This is a genomic window from Streptomyces sp. NPDC054866, from assembly GCF_053610745.1.
In genome coordinates, this window is the sequence record NZ_JBSGZA010000001.1 from 1,751,671 (window position 1) to 1,772,358 (window position 20,688).

Genomic DNA, 20,688 nt, shown 5'->3' on the forward strand with positions numbered 1-20,688 from the left:
ACAAGCCGATCGTGCTCGGGCGGCGTGTCCGCGTAGGGTGCGTGAATGAGCATGCTGGATGACGCCCGCGCGGGCATGAACCCTGAGATCCGGCCGCAGGACGACCTGTTCGGCCACGTCAACGGTCACTGGCTGGAGAACGAGCCGATCCCCGAGGATCGCTCCAGCTGGGGCCCCTTTGTGCAGCTGGTCGACACGGCCGAGGAACAAGTGCAGGTGATCATCCAGGACCTCGCGTCGGCCGCCTCGGCCGGCGCCGTCCCGGATGACGCGCGCAAGATCGCCACGCTGTACGCCTCCTTCATGGACGAGGAGGCGATCGCCGCCCGCGGGCTCGCTCCGGCGCAGCCCCTGATCGACGAGGTCGCGGGGTTGCGGGACACCCGGGAGCTCGCGGCGTTCCTCGGCCGCTTCGAGCGGACCGGCGGCTCCGGTCTCTTCGGTTCCTACATCGACTCGGACGACCGAAACTCCGACCGCTACCTCTTCAACATCCTCCAGGGCGGGCTCGGCCTGCCCGACGAGTCGTACTACCGCGAAGAGAAGTTCGCCGAGATCCGCGAGAAGTACGTCGCCCACCTCACCGAGCTGCTCACGCTCGGGCAGCACGCCTCGCCCGCCGAGGCCGCGCAGACGGTCCTCGCCCTGGAGACCCGTCTCGCCGCGGGACACTGGGAGCGGGCCGAGACGCGTGACGTACAGAAGACCTACAACCTCACCACCCTGCACGAACTGATCACCCTGGCGCCGCACTTCGACTGGCGCGGCTACGCCGAGGGGCTCGGCGGCTCGGACGCCACCATCGCCGAGACGTGCGTCCGCCAGCCGTCCTACCTCCGTCACCTGTCCGCGGTCCTCGCCGAGGTGCCGATCGAGCAGTGGCGGGACTGGACGCTGGTCCGGGTCCTCCGCTCCTGCGCGCCGTACCTCACGGACGCGTTCGTCCGGAACAACTTCGAGTTCTACGGCCGCACCCTCAACGGCACCCCGGAGCTGCGCGCCCGGTGGAAGCGGGCGGTCGCCTTCGTCGAGGGCTCCATCGGTGAGGCCGTCGGCAAGGAGTACGTGGCGCGGCACTTCCCGCCGAGCTCCAAGGCGATGATGGACGACCTCGTCGCCAACCTCCTGGAGGCCTACCGCCAGTCGATCGCCCGCCTGGACTGGATGACGGACGAGACGAAGGAGCGCGCGTACGAGAAGCTCGCCACGTTCCGTCCCAAGATCGGCTACCCCGACACCTTCCGCGACTACTCGGCCCTCGAGGTCTCCGCCGACGACCTGCTCGGCAACGCGCACGCGGCGGCCGCCTTCGAGTCCGACCGGCAGCTCGCCAAGATCGGCGCGCCGGTGGACCGCGACGAGTGGTTCATGCTGCCGCAGACGGTCAACGCGTACTACAACCCGGGCACCAACGAGATCTGCTTCCCCGCGGGCATCCTGCAGAAGCCGTTCTTCTCGCCCGACGCCGACCCCGCCGAGAACTACGGCGGCATCGGCTCGGTCATCGGCCACGAGATCGGCCACGGCTTCGACGACCAGGGCGCGCAGTACGACGGCGCGGGCAACCTCAACGACTGGTGGACGGCGGCCGACAAGACCGCGTTCGAGGCGAAGTCGAAGGCGCTGGTCAAGCAGTACGACGCGTTCTCGCCCCGGAACCTCCCCGGCGAGTTCGTCAACGGCTCGCTGACGGTGGGCGAGAACATCGGCGACCTGGGCGGCCTGACCATCGGGCACACGGCGTACAAGATCGCGCTCAATGGCGACCCCGTGCCTACGAGCGACGGCCTGACCGGCTCGCAGCGGCTGTTCATGAACTGGGCCTACTGCTGGCGCACCAAGCGCCGCAAGGAGCAGGAGCAGCAGTACCTCACCATCGACCCGCACTCGCCGCCGGAGTTCCGGGCCAACATCGTCCGTAACCTCGACGAGTTCCACGAGGCGTTCGGGACGGCGGACGGTGACGGCCTCTGGCTGGACCGGGCGGAGCGCGTCAGGATCTGGTGAACTCCCGGTGGCCGCGGCGCTGTTGCCGCGGCCACCGTCCCCGCGTTGATCGCGTTGACCGTGGATCCTGAGGATCCTGACAGAAGCATTGACGTGCCCTTGCCACACTCCTAGTTTTTGGTCGGTTACCCGAACTGTGTCCGATATTTCGAACGAGCCGATCAGGGATGAGGCACCCATGGCCCCCGCCCCCACGCCCGCCAGACGAGCCGTCCTGCGTGCCGCGGTTCTCGCGGCGGCGATACCGGTGATCCCGTCTCTCGCCGCGAGCAGGACGGCGGGCGCGGCTCCGCGCTCCGTGGCCCCCGCGAGTGCGCGGCCGTTCGCGCTCAAGGACGTAACCCTGCGCGAGGGACTCTTCGCCGCCAAGCGCGCCCTGATGCTCGACCACGGCCGGGGCTACGACGTGGACCGGCTCCTCCAGGTGTTCCGCGCCAACGCGGGGCTCTCCACCCGCGGCGCGGTGGCCCCCGGCGGCTGGGAAGGGCTCGACGGCGAGGCGAACGGGAACCTCCGCGGCCACTACACCGGCCACTTCCTCACCATGCTCTCCCAGGCCTACGCCAGCACGGGCGAGAAGGCGTACGCCGACAGGATCCGCTCGATGATCGGGGCGCTGACGGAGGTCAGGGAAGCGCTCCGCCACGACCCGAACGTGCTCAGCGTCTCCGGCAGGTTCGGCACGGCGGCGCAGAATGTCCGCGGTTCCCACCAGTACGTCGATCTCCCGTCCGGTGTCCTCGGCGACGCCTCGGACGTGACCCTCTCGGCCTGGGTGAAGCCCGCCCACGACGCCGACTGGACCCGGATCCTCGACTGCGGCGACGACACGAGCCGATACCTCTACCTGGCCGCCCGCAACGCGGACGGAGTCCCACGCTTCGCCATCACCACGCACGGTCCTGGCGGCGAGCAGGGCATCAACGGCACCGAGCCGCTTGCCCTGCACGAGTGGAGCCACGTGGCGGTGACGATCGCGGGCTCCACCGGCACGCTCTACGTCAACGGCACCGCGGTCGCCGCGAACACCGCGATGACCCTCGATCCCGCCGCACTCGGCCCCCTGAAGAACAACTGGCTCGGCCGCTCCCACTTCGCGGCCGACCCCGTCTTCGCCGGCGCGTTCGACGAGGTCAACCTCTGGTCGCGGGCGCTGACCGCCGGTGAGATCGCCGGACTCCAGGACGAGCCCGCCGCCGAATCACCCGCTGGAGCGGGGGACTTGGCGGCGTACGCCTTCGACGAGACAAGCGGCGCCTCCTTCGCCGACAGGTCCGGCCGCGGCCTGCACGCCACCCTGCGCCGCACCTGGGGCGGGCCGAGCCACCCCGGGTTCCTCGCGGCCTACCCGGAGGCGCAGTTCATCACCCTGGAGTCGATGACCCGAGGCGACTACACCGTGGTGTGGGCGCCGTACTACACCGCGCACAAGATCCTGCGCGGTGTCCTGGACGCCTATCTCCACACGGACGACAGCCGGGCGCTCGACCTCGCGTCGGGCATGTGCGACTGGATGTACGCCCGCCTGTCCGCACTGCCGCGGACCACCCTGCAACGCATGTGGGGCATCTTCTCCAGCGGAGAGTTCGGCGGCATCGTCGAGGCCATCTGCGACCTGTACGCCATCACCGGCAAGGCCGAACACCTGGCCCTGGCCCGCCTCTTCGACCTCGACAAGCTCATCGACGCGTGCGCCGCGGGCGACGACACCCTCGACGGGCTCCACGCCAACCAGCACATCCCCATCTTCACGGGACTGCTCCGGCTGTACGACGAGACGGGCTCGCGGCGCTACCTCACCGCCGCGAAGAACTTCTGGGGCATGGTCGTGCCGACCCGTATGTACGGCATCGGCGGAACCAGTACAGGCGAGTTCTGGAAGGCGCCCGGTGTCATCGCCGGCACGCTCGGCGACACCACCGCCGAGACCTGCTGCGCGTACAACCTGCTCAAGCTGAGCCGGGCGCTGTTCCTCCACGAGCAGGACCCCGCATACATGGACTACTACGAACGGGCCCTCTACAACCAGGTCCTCGGTTCGAAGCAGGACAAGGCCGACGCGGAGAAACCGCTCGTCACCTACTTCATCGGCCTGACCCCCGGCCATGTGCGCGACTACACGCCCAAGGCGGGCACGACCTGCTGCGAGGGCACGGGCATGGAGAGCGCCACCAAGTACCAGGACTCCGTCTACTTCCGGAAGGCCGACGGCTCCGTCCTGTACGTGAACCTCTACAGCCCCTCCACTCTGACCTGGAAGGACAAGGGCGTCACGGTCACGCAGACCACCGACTACCCGAACGAACAGGGCACCACGCTCACCGTCCGGGGCTCCACCGCCGCCTTCGACCTGCGGTTGCGTGTACCCGCCTGGGCGGGGAGCGGGTTCGGCGTGAGCGTCAACGGCAGGAAGGCGAAGGGCGATCCGATCCCGGGGGCCTACTTCTCCGTATCGCGGACCTGGCGTGACGGGGACACCGTCCGGGTGTCGATCCCCTTCCGGCTGCGGGTGGAGAAGACCCTCGACAAGCCGGACATCCAGGCCCTGTTCTACGGGCCGGTCCATCTCGTGGCCCGCGACAGCGCGAAGACCTACCTCCGGTTCGGCCTCCACCGCAACACCGCACTCTCCGGCGACCTGCTCCCCACCCTCACGCCGGTCGACGGCGAACCGCTGCACTACACGCTCGACGGCGTCCGCCTCGCACCCTTCCACGAAGGCACCCAGGACCCGACCCACGCCTACTTCCAGCGAGTCGAACCCAAGGTGGTCTTCGGCACGACCGACTCGGGCGTCGCCAACCCGGCACGGTCCGACGGCACGACGCTCCTCGACGAGATCTGGTCGGCCGCTCCCTTCAGGAACAAGACCGCGCTGGTCGATCACGTCCGAACCGTCGTGGACACCTGGGTCACGGCAGGACGCCTGAGCGCGGCGGACGGCAAGAAGGTGGTGAGTACGGCGAAGAGCGCGACGTACGTGCCGTAGGCGAGGGTGGCCGACTCGTGTCGGGGGAGCGGAACAGAAGGCGTGGTGCGGTGGTTGACCCTGACGGAGACCGACGGCGAGGCACGTACGGCGATGTGAGCCCGGCCATGATCCACGGGCATTGCGCACGGCTACGACCTCACGTAACGTCCGAGCAGGTTACGAATGCCAGCGTCAAACCCTGGGTGGAGGTGACGGACGTGCCACAGGTGCCGCCCGTGCCCGACCCGCGCGTCCTCGTGATCGCCCCGAGCCGCCAGGTGCATCTGTACTCCCGGCCGCACATCGACCTGCAGCGCGTCGCCGGCGCCCTCTGTCGTTCCTGACCCGTCACCCCGCCGCCGCACCCTCGAAACCGAGGGGCCGGTGTTCTCGTACGGTCGAATCAGGAAGGCACTCCTTTCGTGTCGTCATCACCTTCACCTTCATCCGCCCTGCCCTCTTCCCCTGTCAACGACCCTTCCGCCGCGCTGCACCTCGCCGTCGCTCTCGACGGCGCGGGCTGGCACCCGGCCGCCTGGCGTGAACCCGCCGCCCGCCCTAGGGAGTTGTTCACCGCCGGGTACTGGGCCGATCTGGTCACCGAGGCCGAGCGCGGCCTGCTCGACTTCGTGACGATCGAGGACGCGCTCGGCCCCCAGTCCTCGCACTTCACCGAACCCGACGAACGCACCGATCAGATCCGCGGACGGCTCGACGCCGTCCTTATCGCATCCCGCGTCGCACCGCTGACCAGCCACATCGGTCTAGTGCCGACCGTGGTGGCCACCCACACCGAGCCCTTCCACATCTCCAAGGCGATCGCCACGCTCGACTACGTGAGCACGGGCCGCGCGGGCCTGCGCGTGCAGGTGTCGGCACGCCGCAACGAGGCCGCGCACTTCGGACGCCGTACCTTCCCCGCCTTTGGTTTCGAGGACCTCGAAAGCCCGGCCGTACGGGAGTTGACCACCGATCTCTTCGACGAGGCGGCCGACTACGTCGAAGCGGTGCGCCGGCTCTGGGACAGCTGGGACGACGACGCGGAGATCCGGGACGCCGCCACCGGCCGCTTCATCGACCGCGACAAGCTGCACTACATCGACTTCGAGGGCAAGCACTTCAGCGTCAAGGGCCCCTCGATCACGCCACGGCCGCCACAGGGACAGCCCCTCGTCAGCGCGCTCGCCCACGAGAACCCGACCGACGCGCCGTTCCGGCTGCTCGGCCGCTCCGCCGACATCGGATACGTCACCCCGCGCGACGCCCGGCACGCACGCGCCGTCGTCACGGCGGTCCGCGCCGAACAGGACGCGGCCGGGCGGGCCGACGAGCCCCTGCACCTCTTCGGTGACCTGGTGGTGTTCCTCGACGACGACCCGGCCGCCGCCAGGGCCCGCCGCGAGCGTCTGGACGCCCTCGCAGGGCACCCGTACACCAGTGACGCACAGGTGTTCACCGGCACGCCCGCCCAACTGGCGGACCTGCTCCAGGAGTTGCGGCAGGCCGGACTCAGCGGGTTCCGGCTGCGCCCCGCCGTCATCGGCCACGACCTCCCGGCGATCACCCGGGGCCTGGTGCCCGAGCTCCAGCGGCGCGGCGCCTTCCGGTACGCGTACGAAGCCGACACCCTGCGCGGCCTCCTCGGCCTCGCCCGCCCCGCCGGCCGCTACGCCGCCACCGCCTGAGCAGGAAGGACCCCGTTATGAGCAAGTCACCGGACAAGCCGCTCAAGCAGATCCACCTCGCGGCGCACTTCCCCGGCGTGAACAACACCACCGTATGGAGCGACCCGGAGGCCGGAAGCCACATCGAGTTCAGCTCCTTCGCGCACTTCGCATGGACCGCCGAGCGCGCCAAGTTCGACTTCCTGTTCCTCGCCGAGGGGCTGCGCCTGCGTGAACAGGGCGGCAAGATCTACGACTTGGACGTCGTCGGGAGGCCCGACACCTTCGCCGTCCTCACCGCGCTCGCCGCCGTCACCGAACACCTCGGCCTGACCGGCACCATCAACTCCACCTTCAACGAGCCCTACGAGGTGGCCCGCCAGTTCGCCAGCCTCGACCACCTCTCGGGCGGACGCGCCGCCTGGAACGTCGTGACCTCCTGGGACGCCTTCACCGGCGAGAACTTCCGCCGCGGCGGGTTCCTGCCGCAGGAGGAGCGCTACTCCAGGGCGAAGGAGTTCCTCAGCACGGTGGGCGAGCTGTTCGACTCCTGGCGCGGGGACGAGATCGTCGCCGACCAGGAGACCGGCACCTTCCTGCGCGACGCCCGGGCGGGCGCCTTCGTCCACCAGGGCCAACACTTCGACATCCAGGGGCAGTTCAACGTCCCGCGCAGTCCTCAGGGGCGGCCGGTCATCTTCCAGGCCGGTGACTCGGACGAGGGGCGTGAGTTCGCCGCCGCCGGGGCGGACGCGATCTTCAGCCGGTACAGCACGCTCAAGGAAGGCCAGGCGTTCTACACGGACGTCAAGGGCCGCCTCGCCCGCCACGGCCGCACCCACGACCAGCTCCTCATCCTGCCCGCCGCGACCTTCGTCCTCGGGGACACGGACGCCGAGGCGGAGGAACTCTCGCGCGAGGTGCGGCGCAAGCAGGTCAGCGGAGCCACCGCGATCAAGCACCTGGAGTTCGTCTGGAACCGCGACCTTTCCGCGTACGACCCGGAAGGCCCGCTGCCCGACATCGGCCCGGACGTCGGCGAGCACACCATCGCCCGCGGCCGGGCCCAGGTGCGGATGTACCGCGACCCGCTGGCCACCGCCCGGGAGTGGCGCGAGCTGGCGGCCGCGAACAAGTGGTCCATCCGCGACCTCGTCATCGAGACCGGCAACCGCCAGTCCTTCGTCGGCTCCCCGGCCACCGTCGCGGAGACGATCAACACCTTCGTCCAGGCCGACGCCTCCGACGGCTTCATCCTCGTCCCGCACATCACCCCCGGCGGCCTCGACGCCTTCGCCGACACCGTGGTCCCGCTGCTCCAGGAGCGCGGCGTCTTCCGTACGGAGTACGAGGGCACCACCCTGCGCGACCACCTGGGCCTGGCCCATCCCGACGCGGGCGTCCACACGTCCGAGTCCGTGCCCGAGCCCGAGTCCGTGCCCGCGTCGGCCGGCCGCTGAGGAGGACCACACACATGTCAGCCATACCTCTCGGCGTCCTCGACCTGGTCCCGGTCTCCTCCGGCTCCACCGCGGCCGAGGCGCTGCACAACTCCATCGACCTGGCCCGGCAGACCGAGCAACTCGGCTACGCCCGCTACTGGTTCGCCGAACACCACCTCAACCCGGGCGTGGCAGGCACCTCACCCGCGGTCGTCCTCGCCCTGACCGCCGCCGCGACCTCCACGATCCGGCTCGGGGCGGGCGCCGTACAGCTCGGTCACCGCACCGCGCTCTCCACGGTCGAGGAGTTCGGCCTGATCGACGCGCTGCATCCCGGGCGCCTCGACCTGGGGCTCGGCCGCTCCGGCGGCAAGCCGCCCGCGACGCCCGCCGCTCCGCTGCCGACCGCGACCCCCGTCGTCGACGGCCGCGCCCCCAACGGGCTGCGGATCCCGGCACGGTTCTCCTACGAGCACCTGCTCGGCTCGCCCCGCGTCGCCCTCCAGCGCAAGCTGCTCCAGCAGCCGCGCGCCCAGGCGCAGGACTACGGCGAGCAGGTCGACGACATCCTGGCGCTGCTCGCGGGGACGTACCGGTCCGATGACGGCATCGAAGCGCATGTCGTCCCCGGCGAGGGCGCCGACATCCAGGTGTGGATCCTGGGCAGCAGCGGTGGGCAGAGCGCGGACGTCGCGGGCCGCAACGGACTGCCGTTCGCGGCGAATTACCACGTCAGTCCGGGCACGGTGCTGGAAGCCGCTGAGGGCTACCGCGCCGCGTTCAAGCCCTCCGACGTACTCGACAAGCCCTATGTCAGCGTCTCCGCCGACGTCGTCGTCGCCGAGGACGACGAGACCGCCCGTGAACTCGCCGCGGGTTACGGTCCGTGGGTCCGCAGCATCCGCACGGCCGAGGGCGCCATCCAGTACCCCACACCGGCGGAGGCGCGACGGCACGTCTGGACGGACGCGGACCGGGCCCTGGTCGAGGACCGCACCGAAACCCAGTTCACCGGCTCCCCGGGACGCGTCGCTGACCTCCTGGAACAGCTCCAGGAAGCCACCGGCGCCGACGAGTTGCTCATCACCACCATCACCCACGACCACGCCGACCGGGTGCGCTCCTACGAACTGCTCGCCGAGGAGTGGCGGCGCAGGTGACATGTCCGTCCGCCGGGCGCCGTCGCACCCGGCGGACGGCTACCCGCCACGGCCCCCGAGCACGATCGTGCGGGCGATGTCCAGCGTGAGGCGCTGCCACGGGTCCTGCGGGTCGCGCGAGGTGATGTCCCGGACGCGGCGCAGGCGGTAGCGCACGGACTGCGGGTGGAGGTGGAGCTCGCGGGCCGCGGCGTTGGCCGAGCCGGTGTCGATGTACGCGGTGAGGGCTTCCAGGAGGTGGCGCTGGGCGCCCTCGACCAGCGGGCCGAGGACGATGCGGCCGATCTGGTCGGGGCTCACCACGGGGTGGCCCGCGAGCAGCGCCAGGACGTGCGCGTCGGCGTCGGTGAGAGCCCGGTCGGTGTGATGGGCGTGCGGGGGAGCGGTGTCCAGGGCGCCCGCCGCGAGCCGGTGGGCGACGGCGACGCGGTCCAGGCTCTCGCCCGAGATCACGCAGCCGCGCCAGGCGTGCCGGCGCAGGACCTCCGGCACGGCGTCGGCGGAGGCGGCGGGCAGGAGCAGGACGGCGCGCGAACCGTGCGTGGTCGCCAGTGACGTTCCGCGCGCCCCGCCGCCACCGAGGGCCGCCAGCAGGGCGGTCGACGTCATGAGGGAGATGTCGGACGAGCCGCCGTCCAGGACTCCCGCGTCCGCCGGTTCCGCCACCAACAGGCAGTAACGCTCGGGGAGTTGGACGCCCAGGCGGGACGCCCTCGCGCCGAGCGCGCCCAACGACGCGTGCCGGCCCGCGATCAGGTCGTCGAGCAGCAGCTGGAGCGACCTGTCGCGATCACCGGTGAGGCGCTCACTGGTGGCCGCGTACGCCGTCGTCATCTCCTCGGAGATGGTGTCCATGGCGGTCAGGAGCAGCTGTGCGAGGGCGAAGGCGTCCTGCGCGGACAGCTGCGGGGCGCGGGCGGCGACCTCGTCGGCGAGCACGGCCGCCGCGACCCGGTAGGCGCGCAGCACGGCCTGCAAGGGGCGGCCGTCCGCCGCCCGCGCCGCCGCGATCCCCCGGAAGCGCCGCAGATCGCCGTCGCTGATCGCGCTGTCCGTGACCCAGCGGTCCAGGAGGCGGTCCGTCGCCCAGGCCGCGATGGCCCGCACCTCGGGGAACCTGCTGCCGTCGAGCGCCGTGTACGCCGGAACCTGTTCGTGCACCGCGTCGACGACCGCCTCGACGAGGTGGGAGTCGGCCAGGAGTTCCTGCCGGACGCGTTCCCGCTTGTTTGTCACAGGGTGATAGTCCCATCAGAAAAAGGTGCGTACGGCCATGGACGGGGCTTGTCACTGTGGCAAGGATCGTCGGGTAGACAGTGCTGTTCCGTGCTGCTTCACGCAGCCGCGCGCAGCCTCACGCAGTCACGGCCACCGGACGGGACCCACCACATGACGACGACGCCGAACTGGGCGGACTTCCAGTACGAGATCTATCTCAACGGCATGACTGGCGCCGTACCCCGCCTGCCCACCGACCTGACCCGCCTGGAGGAGCTGACCGAGCAGCGTCTGGGCCCGGGACCGGTCGGCTATGTCTCCGGGAGCGCGGGCAACGGCAGTACCGCCCGCGCCAACCGCGAAGCCCTTGAACGGCGCCGGATCGTGCCGCGCATGCTGCGCGACGTCCACGAACGCGACCTGTCCGTGGAGGTGCTCGGCCACCGGCTGCCCGCGCCGCTCGCCCTCGCTCCCATCGGCGTCCTGTCGATCATGCACCCGGAGGGCGAGTCCGCCGCCGCCCGCGCGGCCGCGGCCCGCGGCGTCCCGTACATCCTGTCCTCTGCCTCCAGTACGCCCATGGAGCAGGTCGCGAAGGAGATGGGGGACGCACAGCGGTGGTTCCAGCTGTACTGGGCCAAGGACCGCGACGTCACCAAGAGCTTCCTGGACCGCGCCAAGGCCTCGGGTTTCACGGCCCTCGTCGTCACGCTCGACACCCCGCTCCTTGCCTGGCGGCCACGCGACCTCGACCAGGCGTATCTGCCCTTCTTGCACGGTGTGGGCACCGCCAACTACTTCAGCGACCCGGCGTTCCAGGCAGGCCTCGCCAAGCCGGTGCACGAGGACCCGAACGCGGCCGTGATGCACTTCGTCGGCATGTTCGCCGATCCCGCGAAGACCTGGCCGGACCTGGCGTTCCTGCGCGAGAACTGGGACGGCCCGATCGTGCTCAAGGGGATCCTGCACCCGGACGACGCGCGCCGCGCCGCCGACGTCGGCATGGACGGGGTGGTGGTCTCCAACCACGGCGGCCGTCAGGTCGCGGGCTCCGTCGCGGCGGCCGACGCGCTGCCCCGCGTCGTGGAGGCGGTCGGCGACCGGCTCACTGTCCTGTTCGACAGCGGCATCCGTACCGGTGACGACATCTTCAAGGCGCTCGCCCTCGGCGCCGAGGCCGTGCTCGTGGGGCGGCCGTACGCCTATGGGCTCGGCCTCGACGGCCAGGCGGGCGTCGACCACGTGATCCGCTGCCTGCTCGCCGAACTCGACCTCACCCTGGCCCTGTCCGGACACGCTGGACCCGCCACCCTCACCCCCGACGACCTGATCGAGGAGACCGCATGACCGCCGTGAAGAACGTCCTCGCCATCGTCTCGCCCCACGTGGGCGGCCGAGCGGCGGGAGGCGCCCTCGCCGGGCTGCTGCCCGCTTCGGCGCATGTCACCGTCGTCGAATCGGCCGACGAGGACCCCGCCGCCCTGCGCGAGGCACACGTCATCATCACCGGCCTGGCGCCCGTCACCGCCGAACACATCGCGGCGGCCCCGGACCTGGAGGTCGTCCAGTGCGCTAGCCACGGCTTCGACTACGTCGACCTGGACGCCGCCCGCGCACGCTCCGTGACCGTCTGCTCGATCGGCTCCAGCGGCGCCGAGAAGCAGAACGTCGCCGAGCAGACCTTCGCCCTCATGCTCGCCCTCGCCAAGCAGCTGATCCCGGCGCACACCGCCCTCACCGAAGCCGACTGGGCGCTGCCCCGCCTCCAGCAGTCCATCACGGAGCTCTCGGGCAAGACCCTCGGCATCGTCGGGCTCGGCCACATCGGCGAGGAAGTCGCCTGCCGCGCGGTCGTGTTCGACATGAGCATCGTCTACGCGGGGCCGAGCGCCCTCGGCGCGGAGGCGGAGGCCCGCCTCGGCGGCGCGCGCCACGTGGAACTCGACGAGCTTCTCCGTACGTCCGACTACGTCAGCCTGCACGCCCCGCTCACCGAGCGGACGCGCCATCTCCTGGACGCCGAGCGCCTCGCCCTCCTGAAGCCGACGGCCTTCGTCATCAACACGGCGCGGGGCGCGCTCATCGACCAGGACGCCCTCGCCGACGCTCTCACGGCGGGCAAGCTGGCCGGGGCGGGCATCGACGTCTTCGATCCCGAACCGCCCACCGCCGCCCTGCGGTTGCTCAAGGCGCCGAACGTGGTGCTGTCCCCGCACGTCGCGGGTGTCACCCGCGAGACGCTCGTCCGCATCGGCCTCGCCGCGATCCAGAACGTGGCCGGTCACCTGGAGGGCAAGCCGCTGGGGGACGTGGTCTCCTGACGGCTTGTCAGTTGCCGGTGGTGGCCGCGCCCCTGAGGCCGCCACCACCGGCGACCGTGATCTACCAGATCGCTCCGACCCACTCGGGGTGGTCGATGAACGGGTTGCGGTTGTGCTGGAACTGGTCGTAGATGGCCTGGTTGCGGTTCTTCTCGAACGTGTCCGGCGGGTCCTCGTCGCTCCACTGCTTCAGCACGGAGAGGCGTCCGATGGCTGGTGCGCTGCCGTTGTCGACCTTGTCGTTGGGCTCCAGGTCGGCGAAGCCGTCCTCGCCGTCGTAGCGCACGGCCATGTAGAGGATCATGCGGGCCACGTCGCCCTTGACGGCGTCACGGGGCTCGAAGGAGTCGGAGTCGGTGAAGTTGCCCGGCGCCTCGCCGACCGCGCTGCCGCCGTTGTCGAAGTCCTTGTTGCCGCGGGTGCTGTTGACCGACACGTCCTCCGGGCGGAGGTGGTGGATGTCGGTGCCAGGGCCGGTCGCGGTGCCGAAGTCGCCGTGGGACTTGGCCCACACGTGCTCACGGTTCCACTGGTCGGGGTCGCCGCCGTTGCTGTCCTTGCTCTGCGAGCGGCCGGTGTAGAGCAGGATCACGTTGCCGCTGTTGGCCGGGTCCTGGTCGGTGACCTTCAGTGCGTCCCATACCTGGTCGTACGACAGCTTGGTCTGGTCGCTGATGATCGTGTGCAGGGCGCTCTTCAGCTCCGGACCGGTCTTGCCGAGCGCGTCCTTGTAGTACGTGTCGTCATAGGCGCCGGTGGCTGCCGCGGTCGGCGTGGGGGCCGTTGTCGCGGCGTCGGCGGCGGCCGGGACGGTGATCCCGACGAGGACCGCGGCGGCCGTCATGGCGAGCGGTTTCCAGCGACGTATGTGAGGGACGGGCATGTGGGGGGTGTCCTCTCCCGGAGGCTCGCGCACCGCGGACCCTTCAACTGGGCCTGCGGTCTACGCGAGTTGACAAGTGGGCCAACGGGAGAGTGGCACGGGTGGGCGCATCACTGTATGAACGTTGTGGGTCGAATCTGTGACGATGTCATGGACGCGACATGCGGGGTGACCCGGCGCCCTACAGGGGGCGGACGGTGAGAATCTGCTGCGCGTGCCCGACGGGGCCGGAGACGTCGTGCAGGACGGTGCTTGTGATGCCCTGGCCGGTCGGCCCGAAGGCCACCGTGGTGTCGAGCCCGGTCCAGTCGCCTTCGGGCTGGCGGTGGAGGTGGACGGTGAGGTCGACGTTGGGGAACATCCAGGCCGTGGGCGGCTGGCGTACGGCGATGCCGTTGGCGGTGTCCACGAGCGCGATGTACGACGCGAGCGGGCTCGCGCTCTGCCCGGCGACGAGTTCGAGCGGGGTGGAGATCCACGCTGTCGTACGGCCGGGCTGCGGGGGTCCGAGGGGGCGGACTTCCAGGGAGGCGATGTATCCGCCCGGCCACACGGAAGCCATGGGCCAGGGCGTGAGCGCCTCGGGTGGGGTGAGCTTCTCGGCGCCGCCGCCCGCGACGGCGCTGGTGTCACCGGAGGCGAGGAGCCAGGCGCGGGCCCGCACCACCTGACGGCCGGCCATGAGCACGACGGCTTCGACCAGTTCGATGGTGCGGCCGGGCCGGAGGGTCTCCACCCGGATCTCGCACTCGTCGAGAGCGAGTCGTCCGAGGATGTCGAAGCTGATCCGGGACAGGAGCAGGCCACTGTCAGGACGGGCGGCCACGTGCCGGTCGATGGCGTGCACGATGAGGCCGCCGAGCGGACTGAAGTGCTGCTCGTCGGTGGACCAGGCGCCGCCCGCGTGGGACGTGGGCTTGTAGCGGTGCTCGTCGATGGGCTCGTAATAGCTGCCGGTGTTCAACGCTGCTTCCCTCTCCGGCTCGCGGACACGGAAGAAGATCGTACTGGCCGCGAAAGGGGCAGGGAGGAGTGCTACTGAAGGCCGTTGAGGTAGTGCTCCCCTAGGTCGCGGAGGCGGTGCGCGGCGGAGCTGTGGGCCGTCAGGGCACGGGCGTTGCGCCAGAACCTGTCGAGGCCGGGGTCGGCCGATGGGGAGGGCGCGTCGGCGGTGAGTTCGAGGACGCGGGTGGTGATGTGCAGGGCGGACCGGGTGGTGACCGCTTCGGCCGCGCCCACGAGGAACGCGATGTCGGCACGCTCGTCGGCGCCGAGCGCGGGCCCTGTCTCCAGGCCCGAGGCCAGTGCCTCCGTCGCGCGTTCCACCACCGCGGCTGCGGTGTGCGCTGCCGTCGCCAACTCTCCGTAGGCGAGCAGGAGATAGGGGTCCGTGGGAGGCGGCCCGCAGTCCCCTCCGGTGTCGAGAGCCGCCGCAAGGGCGGGGCGCGGCAGGGCGCGGCTGATGTCCCGCGCCTCGGCGAGGGCGCCCTCCGCGTTGCCCAGGCCTACCTGGACGAGCAGGAGTCGGCGGGTCAGCGGCGCGAGCGCGGTGAACGGTGAGATCTCGTGCTCGTCCACGGGGACCGTGCCGAGCACCTGGTGCGCGGCCACCGGTATGTCGTCGTAGCTGACCGCGCCCGCACCGTTCAGGCGCTGCCCGAGCAGATCGTGCGCGGGTTCGGCACAGACGCCGGGGTGGGCCGGATCCACATGGACGACCACCCACTCGCCGCTGTCCGTGCGCCGCACGGTGTGGACGAGCCGGTCGGCGACGGCGACGCCCGCGGTCAGGGGCCGCCTGCCGTGCAGCACGTACCCGTCGGTGGCCGGGGTGAGGGCGAGGTCGGTACTTGTGTGCGCGTCCGGCAGTTCGATGTCACCGCCCCAGAGCCACTGCTCGTGTACGGCGTGCAGTTCGAGCGCGGCGGCGGCCTCGGGCGCGGCGAAGAGGCGAGGGCTCCACGACAGGGCGTGGTGGTGCGCGAGGAGTTCGGCGATGGAGCTGTCCGCTGCCGCGATGTCCCTGACCGCCGTACACGCCGTGCGCCAGTCGCTGCCCCGGCCGTCAGGGCCGTCAGGACCCGTCGGCGTCAGGAGCGCGGGCAGTCCCGCCTCGCGCAGTCGCGAGATCTCGTCGACCGGAGGCTTGCCCGCCCGGTCGCGCAGGTCCGCGTCGACGGCGAGGTCGTCGGCGAGTTCCCGGACGACGCGCGGCGAGGCGGAGGGGGTCAGCGTTGTCACGGGACGCCTCACAGATTCCTAGTTTCCCTACCTGATTGATAGGAATAGTGGAGGTGAACTCCCGCATCGACAAGGGGGTGTTCAAGGGGCGGACGTCCCCGTCTCGCAGGGTGGTACCGAGAAGGCCGTTCCAACGGCGGCCCTCGCCGCCGAACGCCCGAAGGCGCAGGGAAATCCGGTTACGGAACCACAGCCGTCATGCCTAGCATCCGACCATGCCAAGACCCTCCGGTTTCACCTACGAGCAGCGCCCCGACGCCAGCGTCGCGATCACCCACCACGGCCGCGCGGCCGGAACGCTGCGCGGTGCGCGCGCCGAGAAGTTCCTCGCCGAGGTCGAGTCGGGCGACGCCCAGTTGGTGATGGCGCGCTGGACAGGCGCGTACAAGCACGGCAACGAACGCGCGGCGCGCAACCATCCGCGCAACCGGCGCTAGGCGCCCCCGCGCACGACGGGCAGCCGTCCGCCGCCTAAGGGTTCGTCCACGCCGCGGGATCCGCGGCGAGCGCCGTGACCGGGGTGGGCAGTTCGGCGCCCGCGACGTCGGCCAGGGTCACGCCCTCCAGGATCTGGCGGACGTTCGCCCGCAGCGCGATCCACAGCGGCAGCAGCGATTCCGCGGGCCCGCTGTAGGCCAGCTCCGGAGGGCGCACTCCGCGTACCGACACCAAGGGGCCCTCCACGACACGGATGACGTCCGCGATGCTGATGTGGTCGGCGGGCCGGGCGAGGCGATAGCCGCCGTTGCCGCCGCGCTGGCTGAGGACGAGACCGCCGCGCCGCATGTCGTTGAGGATGCCCTCGAGGAACTTGTGCGGGATCTCCTGGGCGTCCGCGATGGCCTCGGCCTTCAGCGGCCCGTCGTCCTGGCACGCGGCGAGTTGCAGCGCGGCACGTACCGCGTAGTCCGCCCTGGCTGAGATCCGCATGGCCCGCATTATGCTGCACCGCCCTGAACGGCACGCCCCTGACCCCGGTGTCCCCTTCGGCCACGATTCGGCACGCCTTCAATAAACCTGCACATCGAATGCGCAGCCCAGTCACGCCATTCGGCGAACACTCCACGCGAAGCCCTTGTGTATTGACCACAGAACTTTCGCTTTGATGCGAGAGTGTCCGCTTTGGTGGAGGGAGTCCTTCCGCTCGCGGTATTCCCGTCTGTGAAGCTTGTGAAGGAGCTGCTCCCACGCGGTGAACATGCCTGCACGCAGCGGTGATTCGATGCCACAAGCGCCGCAGGACGTTGTCTCGTCGATTGGATGTACGACGTGCGAACGTGCTTTGATCCTGGCCACCGCGGAATTCGCACATCAGATTCCGCAGTGTTGGAAACACCTTTGCAACATTCATGAGAAGGGCAGCTCACACCATGAACTACACCCCCCAGGTCGAGACCCTCGAGATTTCCGACGCCGACCTCGACAACGTCTCGGGTGGCCTCTCCGCCAACGCCGTCGGCACCGTGACCGGCGTCGTCGACTCGATCGCCCCGGTCTCCTCGACCGTCGGCACCGCCGTGGGCGTCGTCGAGGGCACCACCGGCCTGAACACGGCCCCCATCGCCGGCCTGGCCACCAGCACGGTCGCCGGTCTCTGAGTCTCGAACTCACTGAGACACCATTGATCCGTGAGCCCCGGAACATCCAGTTCCGGGGCTCACGGACGCCGTAGGCAAGGTAAGGGAAGCCCCCGTGCAGTTCCGCCAACAGGCCCTGTCCAAGCTGCAGTCGCCCGAGGAACTCGACCTGCCGGTGCGCTACGCCCGACCCCAGGGCCTGCTCGTGCTCGCCGTCACCGTGATCGTCATGGCCGCCGCGAGCGTCTGGGCCGTGACCGGCTCGATCTCCTCCACACTCCGCGCACCCGGCATCCTCACCCACGGCCAGGGGAGTTACGTCCTGCAGAGCCCCGTCACCGGACAGGTGACGCGCGTCATCGCCGAAGAGGGAAAACGCGTCGACGCCGGGGCCCCCGTGCTCAAAGTCCGTACGGACCGAGGCGACAAGGTCGTACGCTCCATCGCCGCGGGCCGCGTGACCACACTGGTCGCCAGGATCGGCACCGTCGTCACCACCGGCGCCGACGTCGCGACCGTCGAGCGTGTCTCGGGCACCGACGACCCCCTCCTCGCCATGCTCTACGTCCCCGCCGACAGCGCGGCCACCGTCCCCGTCGGCGCCTCCGTGGACCTCACGGTCCAGTCCGTGCCCACGCAGGAGTACGGGACGCTGCGCGGCCGCGTGAAGGCGGTCGGGCGCACCGCCCAGAGCGACCAGAAGATCAGCGGGTTCCTCGGCGACAAGGAACTGGCCGGGCAGTTCACCAAGGACGGGCCGCCCGTGGCCGTCCTCGTGAGCCTGGAGAAGTCCTCCGGCACCAAGTCCGGCTACAAGTGGTCGTCCGCCGGAGGCCCGCCCTTCGCACTCGACTCCATGACCCTGGCCACCGGCGCCTTCCACCTCGCCGAGCAGCGCCCGATCGATTGGCTGCTTCCGTGACCGCACCGCACCCCTCCCCGGCACACCAGCAGCAACTGCCGCCCCCCGGCGGCCGTCGCAGGCACCGCCCCGAGCCCCCGCAGCGCGGCCGCCGCCGCGCCGCGCCCCGCCCCGCGTCCAAGGGCAAGCCGCAGAAGACCGTCCGTACCCCCACCGTCCTGCAGATGGAGGCCGTGGAGTGCGGCGCCGCCGCGCTCGCCATGGTCCTGGCGCACCACGGACGGCACGTCCCGCTGGAGGAGCTGCGCATCGCGTGTGGCGTCTCCCGCGACGGCTCGCGGGCCAGCAACCTTCTGAAGGCGGCGCGCAGTTACGGCCTCACGGCCAAGGGCATGCAGATGGAACCGGCCGCGCTCGCCGAGGTGAAGGCGCCCGCGATCCTCTTCTGGGAGTTCAACCACTACGTCGTCCACGACGGAATGGGCCGCCGCTTCGGACGCCGCGGCGCGTACATCAACGACCCGGACAAGGGCCGCCGCTTCGTCCCCTCCGAGGACTTCGACACCAGCTTCACCGGCGTCGTCCTGGTCCTCGAACCGGGCGAGAACTTCCGGCCCGGAGGCCGCAAGCCCGGCATCATGCGAGCGATGCCCGCTCGGCTGCGCGGCACCACGGGCACCATGCTCGCCGCGCTCTTCGCCAGCCTGCTGCTCGTCGCGGTCGGCGCGGCGCTGCCCGCGCTCAGCCGCACGTACATCGACCTGTTCCTGATCGGCCATCAGACGTCCCTGCTCGGCGCGCTGTTCGCGTCGATGGGGGCGATGGTGGCGCTCACCGTCGTCCTCACCTGGCTGCAACAGGCGAATCTGCTGCGCGGCCGCATCATCTCCTCGACGCTGAGCAGCGCCCGCTTCCTGCGCCATCTGCTGCGCCTGCCCGTCACGTTCTACGCCCAGCGCAGCCCCGCCGACCTCGTCCAGCGCCTCGCGTCCAACGACGCGGTCGCCGAGACACTGGCCCGCGACCTCACGGCAGCGGGCGTCGACGGCATCGTCGTACTCCTCTACGCGGCCCTGCTGTGGACCTACGACCCCCAGCTCACCCTCGTCGGCGTAGGCATTGCCCTCCTGAACATCGTCGCGATGCGCATCGTCATCCGGCTGCGGGCCACCGGCACCCAGAAGCTCCGTGCCGACAGCGCCAAGCTCACCAACACCTCGTACACCGGCCTGCAGTTGATCGAGACGATGAAGGCCACCGGAGGCGAGAACGGCTACTTCCGGCGGTGGGCTGGCCAGCACGCCACCACCCTGGAGGAGCAGCAGCGCCTCGGAGTGCCGAGCGCCTGGCTCGGCGTGGTCGCGCCGACCCTCGCGACGCTCAACAGCGCGCTGATCCTGTGGATCGGCGGCCTGCGCGCGGTGGAAGGGCATCTGTCGATCGGTCTGCTCGTCGCGTTCCAGGCGCTCGTCACCCGCTTCACCGCGCCGATCACCCGCCTCAACGGCGTCGCGGGCCGCATCCAGGACTTCGGCGCCGACGTCGCCCGCCTCAAGGACGTCGAGAACTTCCCCGTCGACACCCTCTACTCCCGCCCCGAACCGGCCGCGAGCACCCGCCGTCTCAAGGGCCACGTCACCCTCGACGACATCACCTTCGGCTACAGCCCCCTCGACAAGCCGCTCCTGACCGGCTTCTCGCTGTCCGTGGGCCCAGGCCAGCAGGTCGCGCTCGTCGGCGGCTCCGGCAGCGGCAAGTCGACCGTCTCGCGGCTGATCTCGGGGCTCTACACCCCCTGGGAGGGGACCATCCGCATCGACGGGCAGCGCCTGGAGGACATACCGCGCGGGGCGCTCGCCGCCTCCGTCTCCTTCGTCGACCAGGACGTCTTCCTCTTCGAGGGCACCATCCGCGACAACGTCGCGCTGTGGGACCCGTCCATCCCCGACGACGCCGTCGTCGCCGCCCTCAAGGACGCTTGCCTGTACGACATCGTGGCCCGCAGGCCCGGCGGTATCCACGGCCGCGTCGAGCAGGACGGCCGCAACTTCTCCGGCGGGCAGCGCCAGCGCCTGGAGATCGCCCGTGCCCTGGTCCGCCGCCCCAGCATCCTCGTACTCGACGAGGTGACCAGCGCCCTGGACGCGGAGACCGAGCAGGTCATCATCGACAACCTGCGCCGCCGCGGCTGCGCCTGCGTCGTCATCGCGCACCGCCTGAGCACCGTGCGCGACAGCGACGAGATCGTCGTCCTCGACCACGGCTCGGTCGTGGAACGCGGACGCCACGAACACCTCGTCGCCGCCGGCGGACCCTACGCCGACCTGGTCAAGGAGCACTGA

General features: G+C 70.6%; 17 protein-coding genes. 12 read left to right on the forward strand and 5 right to left on the reverse strand.

Translation table 11 applies throughout. The features are described from left to right. The first annotated feature begins 45 nt into the window (after positions 1-45). The 6 genes from ACWGI2_RS07565 (at position 46) to ACWGI2_RS07590 (ending at position 9,244) form a co-directional block, all read left to right on the forward strand. Entirely contained in the window at positions 46-2,007 is a 1,962-nt protein-coding gene (locus ACWGI2_RS07565) for a M13 family metallopeptidase (RefSeq protein WP_453399163.1), read from the forward strand. 178 nt (positions 2,008-2,185) lie between these two features. After that, complete coding sequence (locus tag ACWGI2_RS07570) at positions 2,186-4,996, forward strand: beta-L-arabinofuranosidase domain-containing protein (protein ID WP_453694453.1); 2,811 nt, start codon at positions 2,186-2,188, stop codon at positions 4,994-4,996. 191 nt (positions 4,997-5,187) lie between these two features. Beyond that, complete coding sequence (locus ACWGI2_RS07575) at positions 5,188-5,322, forward strand: putative leader peptide (protein WP_453399161.1); 135 nt, start codon at positions 5,188-5,190, stop codon at positions 5,320-5,322. A 78-nt stretch (positions 5,323-5,400) separates the two neighbouring features. Then, positions 5,401-6,663, forward strand: a complete 1,263-nt coding sequence (locus ACWGI2_RS07580) for an LLM class flavin-dependent oxidoreductase (RefSeq protein WP_453694454.1) — start codon at positions 5,401-5,403, stop codon at positions 6,661-6,663. 17 nt (positions 6,664-6,680) lie between these two features. Continuing rightward, complete coding sequence (locus ACWGI2_RS07585; protein ID WP_453694455.1) at positions 6,681-8,102, forward strand: NtaA/DmoA family FMN-dependent monooxygenase; 1,422 nt, start codon at positions 6,681-6,683, stop codon at positions 8,100-8,102. Between the two features lie 14 nt (positions 8,103-8,116). Then, positions 8,117-9,244 (forward strand): LLM class flavin-dependent oxidoreductase, encoded by a 1,128-nt coding sequence (locus tag ACWGI2_RS07590; protein ID WP_453694456.1) that lies wholly within the window; start codon positions 8,117-8,119, stop codon positions 9,242-9,244. 39 nt (positions 9,245-9,283) lie between these two features. Here ACWGI2_RS07590 and ACWGI2_RS07595 read toward each other — a convergent pair whose 3' ends face one another. Then, positions 9,284-10,480: a PucR family transcriptional regulator gene (locus ACWGI2_RS07595; protein WP_453694457.1), complete on the reverse strand. Its 1,197-nt coding sequence runs from the start codon at positions 10,478-10,480 to the stop codon at positions 9,284-9,286. A 153-nt stretch (positions 10,481-10,633) separates the two neighbouring features. Here ACWGI2_RS07595 and ACWGI2_RS07600 point away from each other — a divergent pair, with 153 nt between their 5' ends. After that, on the forward strand, positions 10,634-11,809 hold the full coding sequence (locus tag ACWGI2_RS07600; protein WP_453399209.1) for a lactate 2-monooxygenase: 1,176 nt from the start codon (positions 10,634-10,636) through the stop codon (positions 11,807-11,809). After that, a complete protein-coding gene (locus tag ACWGI2_RS07605) occupies positions 11,806-12,783 on the forward strand; it encodes a 2-hydroxyacid dehydrogenase (RefSeq protein ID WP_453694458.1) in 978 nt (325 codons plus the stop codon). Before ACWGI2_RS07600 ends, ACWGI2_RS07605 begins: the two co-directional genes overlap by 4 nt. Positions 12,784-12,844: 61 nt before the next feature. On the opposite strand, the gene ACWGI2_RS07610 is transcribed toward ACWGI2_RS07605, so the two are convergent. The 3 genes from ACWGI2_RS07610 to ACWGI2_RS07620 all read right to left on the reverse strand — a co-directional run bounded on the left by ACWGI2_RS07610 (position 12,845) and on the right by ACWGI2_RS07620 (position 15,907). Then, on the reverse strand, positions 12,845-13,666 hold the full coding sequence (locus tag ACWGI2_RS07610) for an endonuclease I family protein (RefSeq protein WP_453399155.1): 822 nt from the start codon (positions 13,664-13,666) through the stop codon (positions 12,845-12,847). Positions 13,667-13,847: 181 nt separating this feature from the next. Further along, positions 13,848-14,630, reverse strand: coding sequence for a thioesterase family protein (locus ACWGI2_RS07615; protein ID WP_453694459.1), 783 nt, complete (start codon positions 14,628-14,630; stop codon positions 13,848-13,850). A gap of 71 nt (positions 14,631-14,701) precedes the next feature. Then, positions 14,702-15,907 (reverse strand): acyl-CoA dehydrogenase, encoded by a 1,206-nt coding sequence (locus tag ACWGI2_RS07620; RefSeq protein ID WP_453399153.1) that lies wholly within the window; start codon positions 15,905-15,907, stop codon positions 14,702-14,704. Positions 15,908-16,122: 215 nt separating this feature from the next. Here ACWGI2_RS07620 and ACWGI2_RS07625 point away from each other — a divergent pair, with 215 nt between their 5' ends. Further along, the gene (locus ACWGI2_RS07625) at positions 16,123-16,344 is read left to right on the forward strand and encodes a hypothetical protein (RefSeq protein WP_453399152.1); all 222 of its coding nucleotides are present in this window, start codon (positions 16,123-16,125) and stop codon (positions 16,342-16,344) included. A gap of 34 nt (positions 16,345-16,378) precedes the next feature. Here ACWGI2_RS07625 and ACWGI2_RS07630 read toward each other — a convergent pair whose 3' ends face one another. After that, positions 16,379-16,837: an RrF2 family transcriptional regulator gene (locus ACWGI2_RS07630; protein ID WP_453399151.1), complete on the reverse strand. Its 459-nt coding sequence runs from the start codon at positions 16,835-16,837 to the stop codon at positions 16,379-16,381. Positions 16,838-17,277: 440 nt separating this feature from the next. On the opposite strand from ACWGI2_RS07630, the gene ACWGI2_RS07635 reads away from it, so the two are divergent. From ACWGI2_RS07635 to ACWGI2_RS07645, 3 genes are all read left to right on the forward strand, one after another. Beyond that, entirely contained in the window at positions 17,278-17,505 is a 228-nt protein-coding gene (locus ACWGI2_RS07635; protein ID WP_160509292.1) for a type A2 lantipeptide, read from the forward strand. A 94-nt stretch (positions 17,506-17,599) separates the two neighbouring features. Next, on the forward strand, positions 17,600-18,406 hold the full coding sequence (locus ACWGI2_RS07640; protein ID WP_453399150.1) for an HlyD family efflux transporter periplasmic adaptor subunit: 807 nt from the start codon (positions 17,600-17,602) through the stop codon (positions 18,404-18,406). Next, complete coding sequence (locus ACWGI2_RS07645; protein ID WP_453399149.1) at positions 18,403-20,688, forward strand: NHLP family bacteriocin export ABC transporter peptidase/permease/ATPase subunit; 2,286 nt, start codon at positions 18,403-18,405, stop codon at positions 20,686-20,688. The genes ACWGI2_RS07640 and ACWGI2_RS07645 overlap by 4 nt, the downstream gene beginning before the upstream one ends.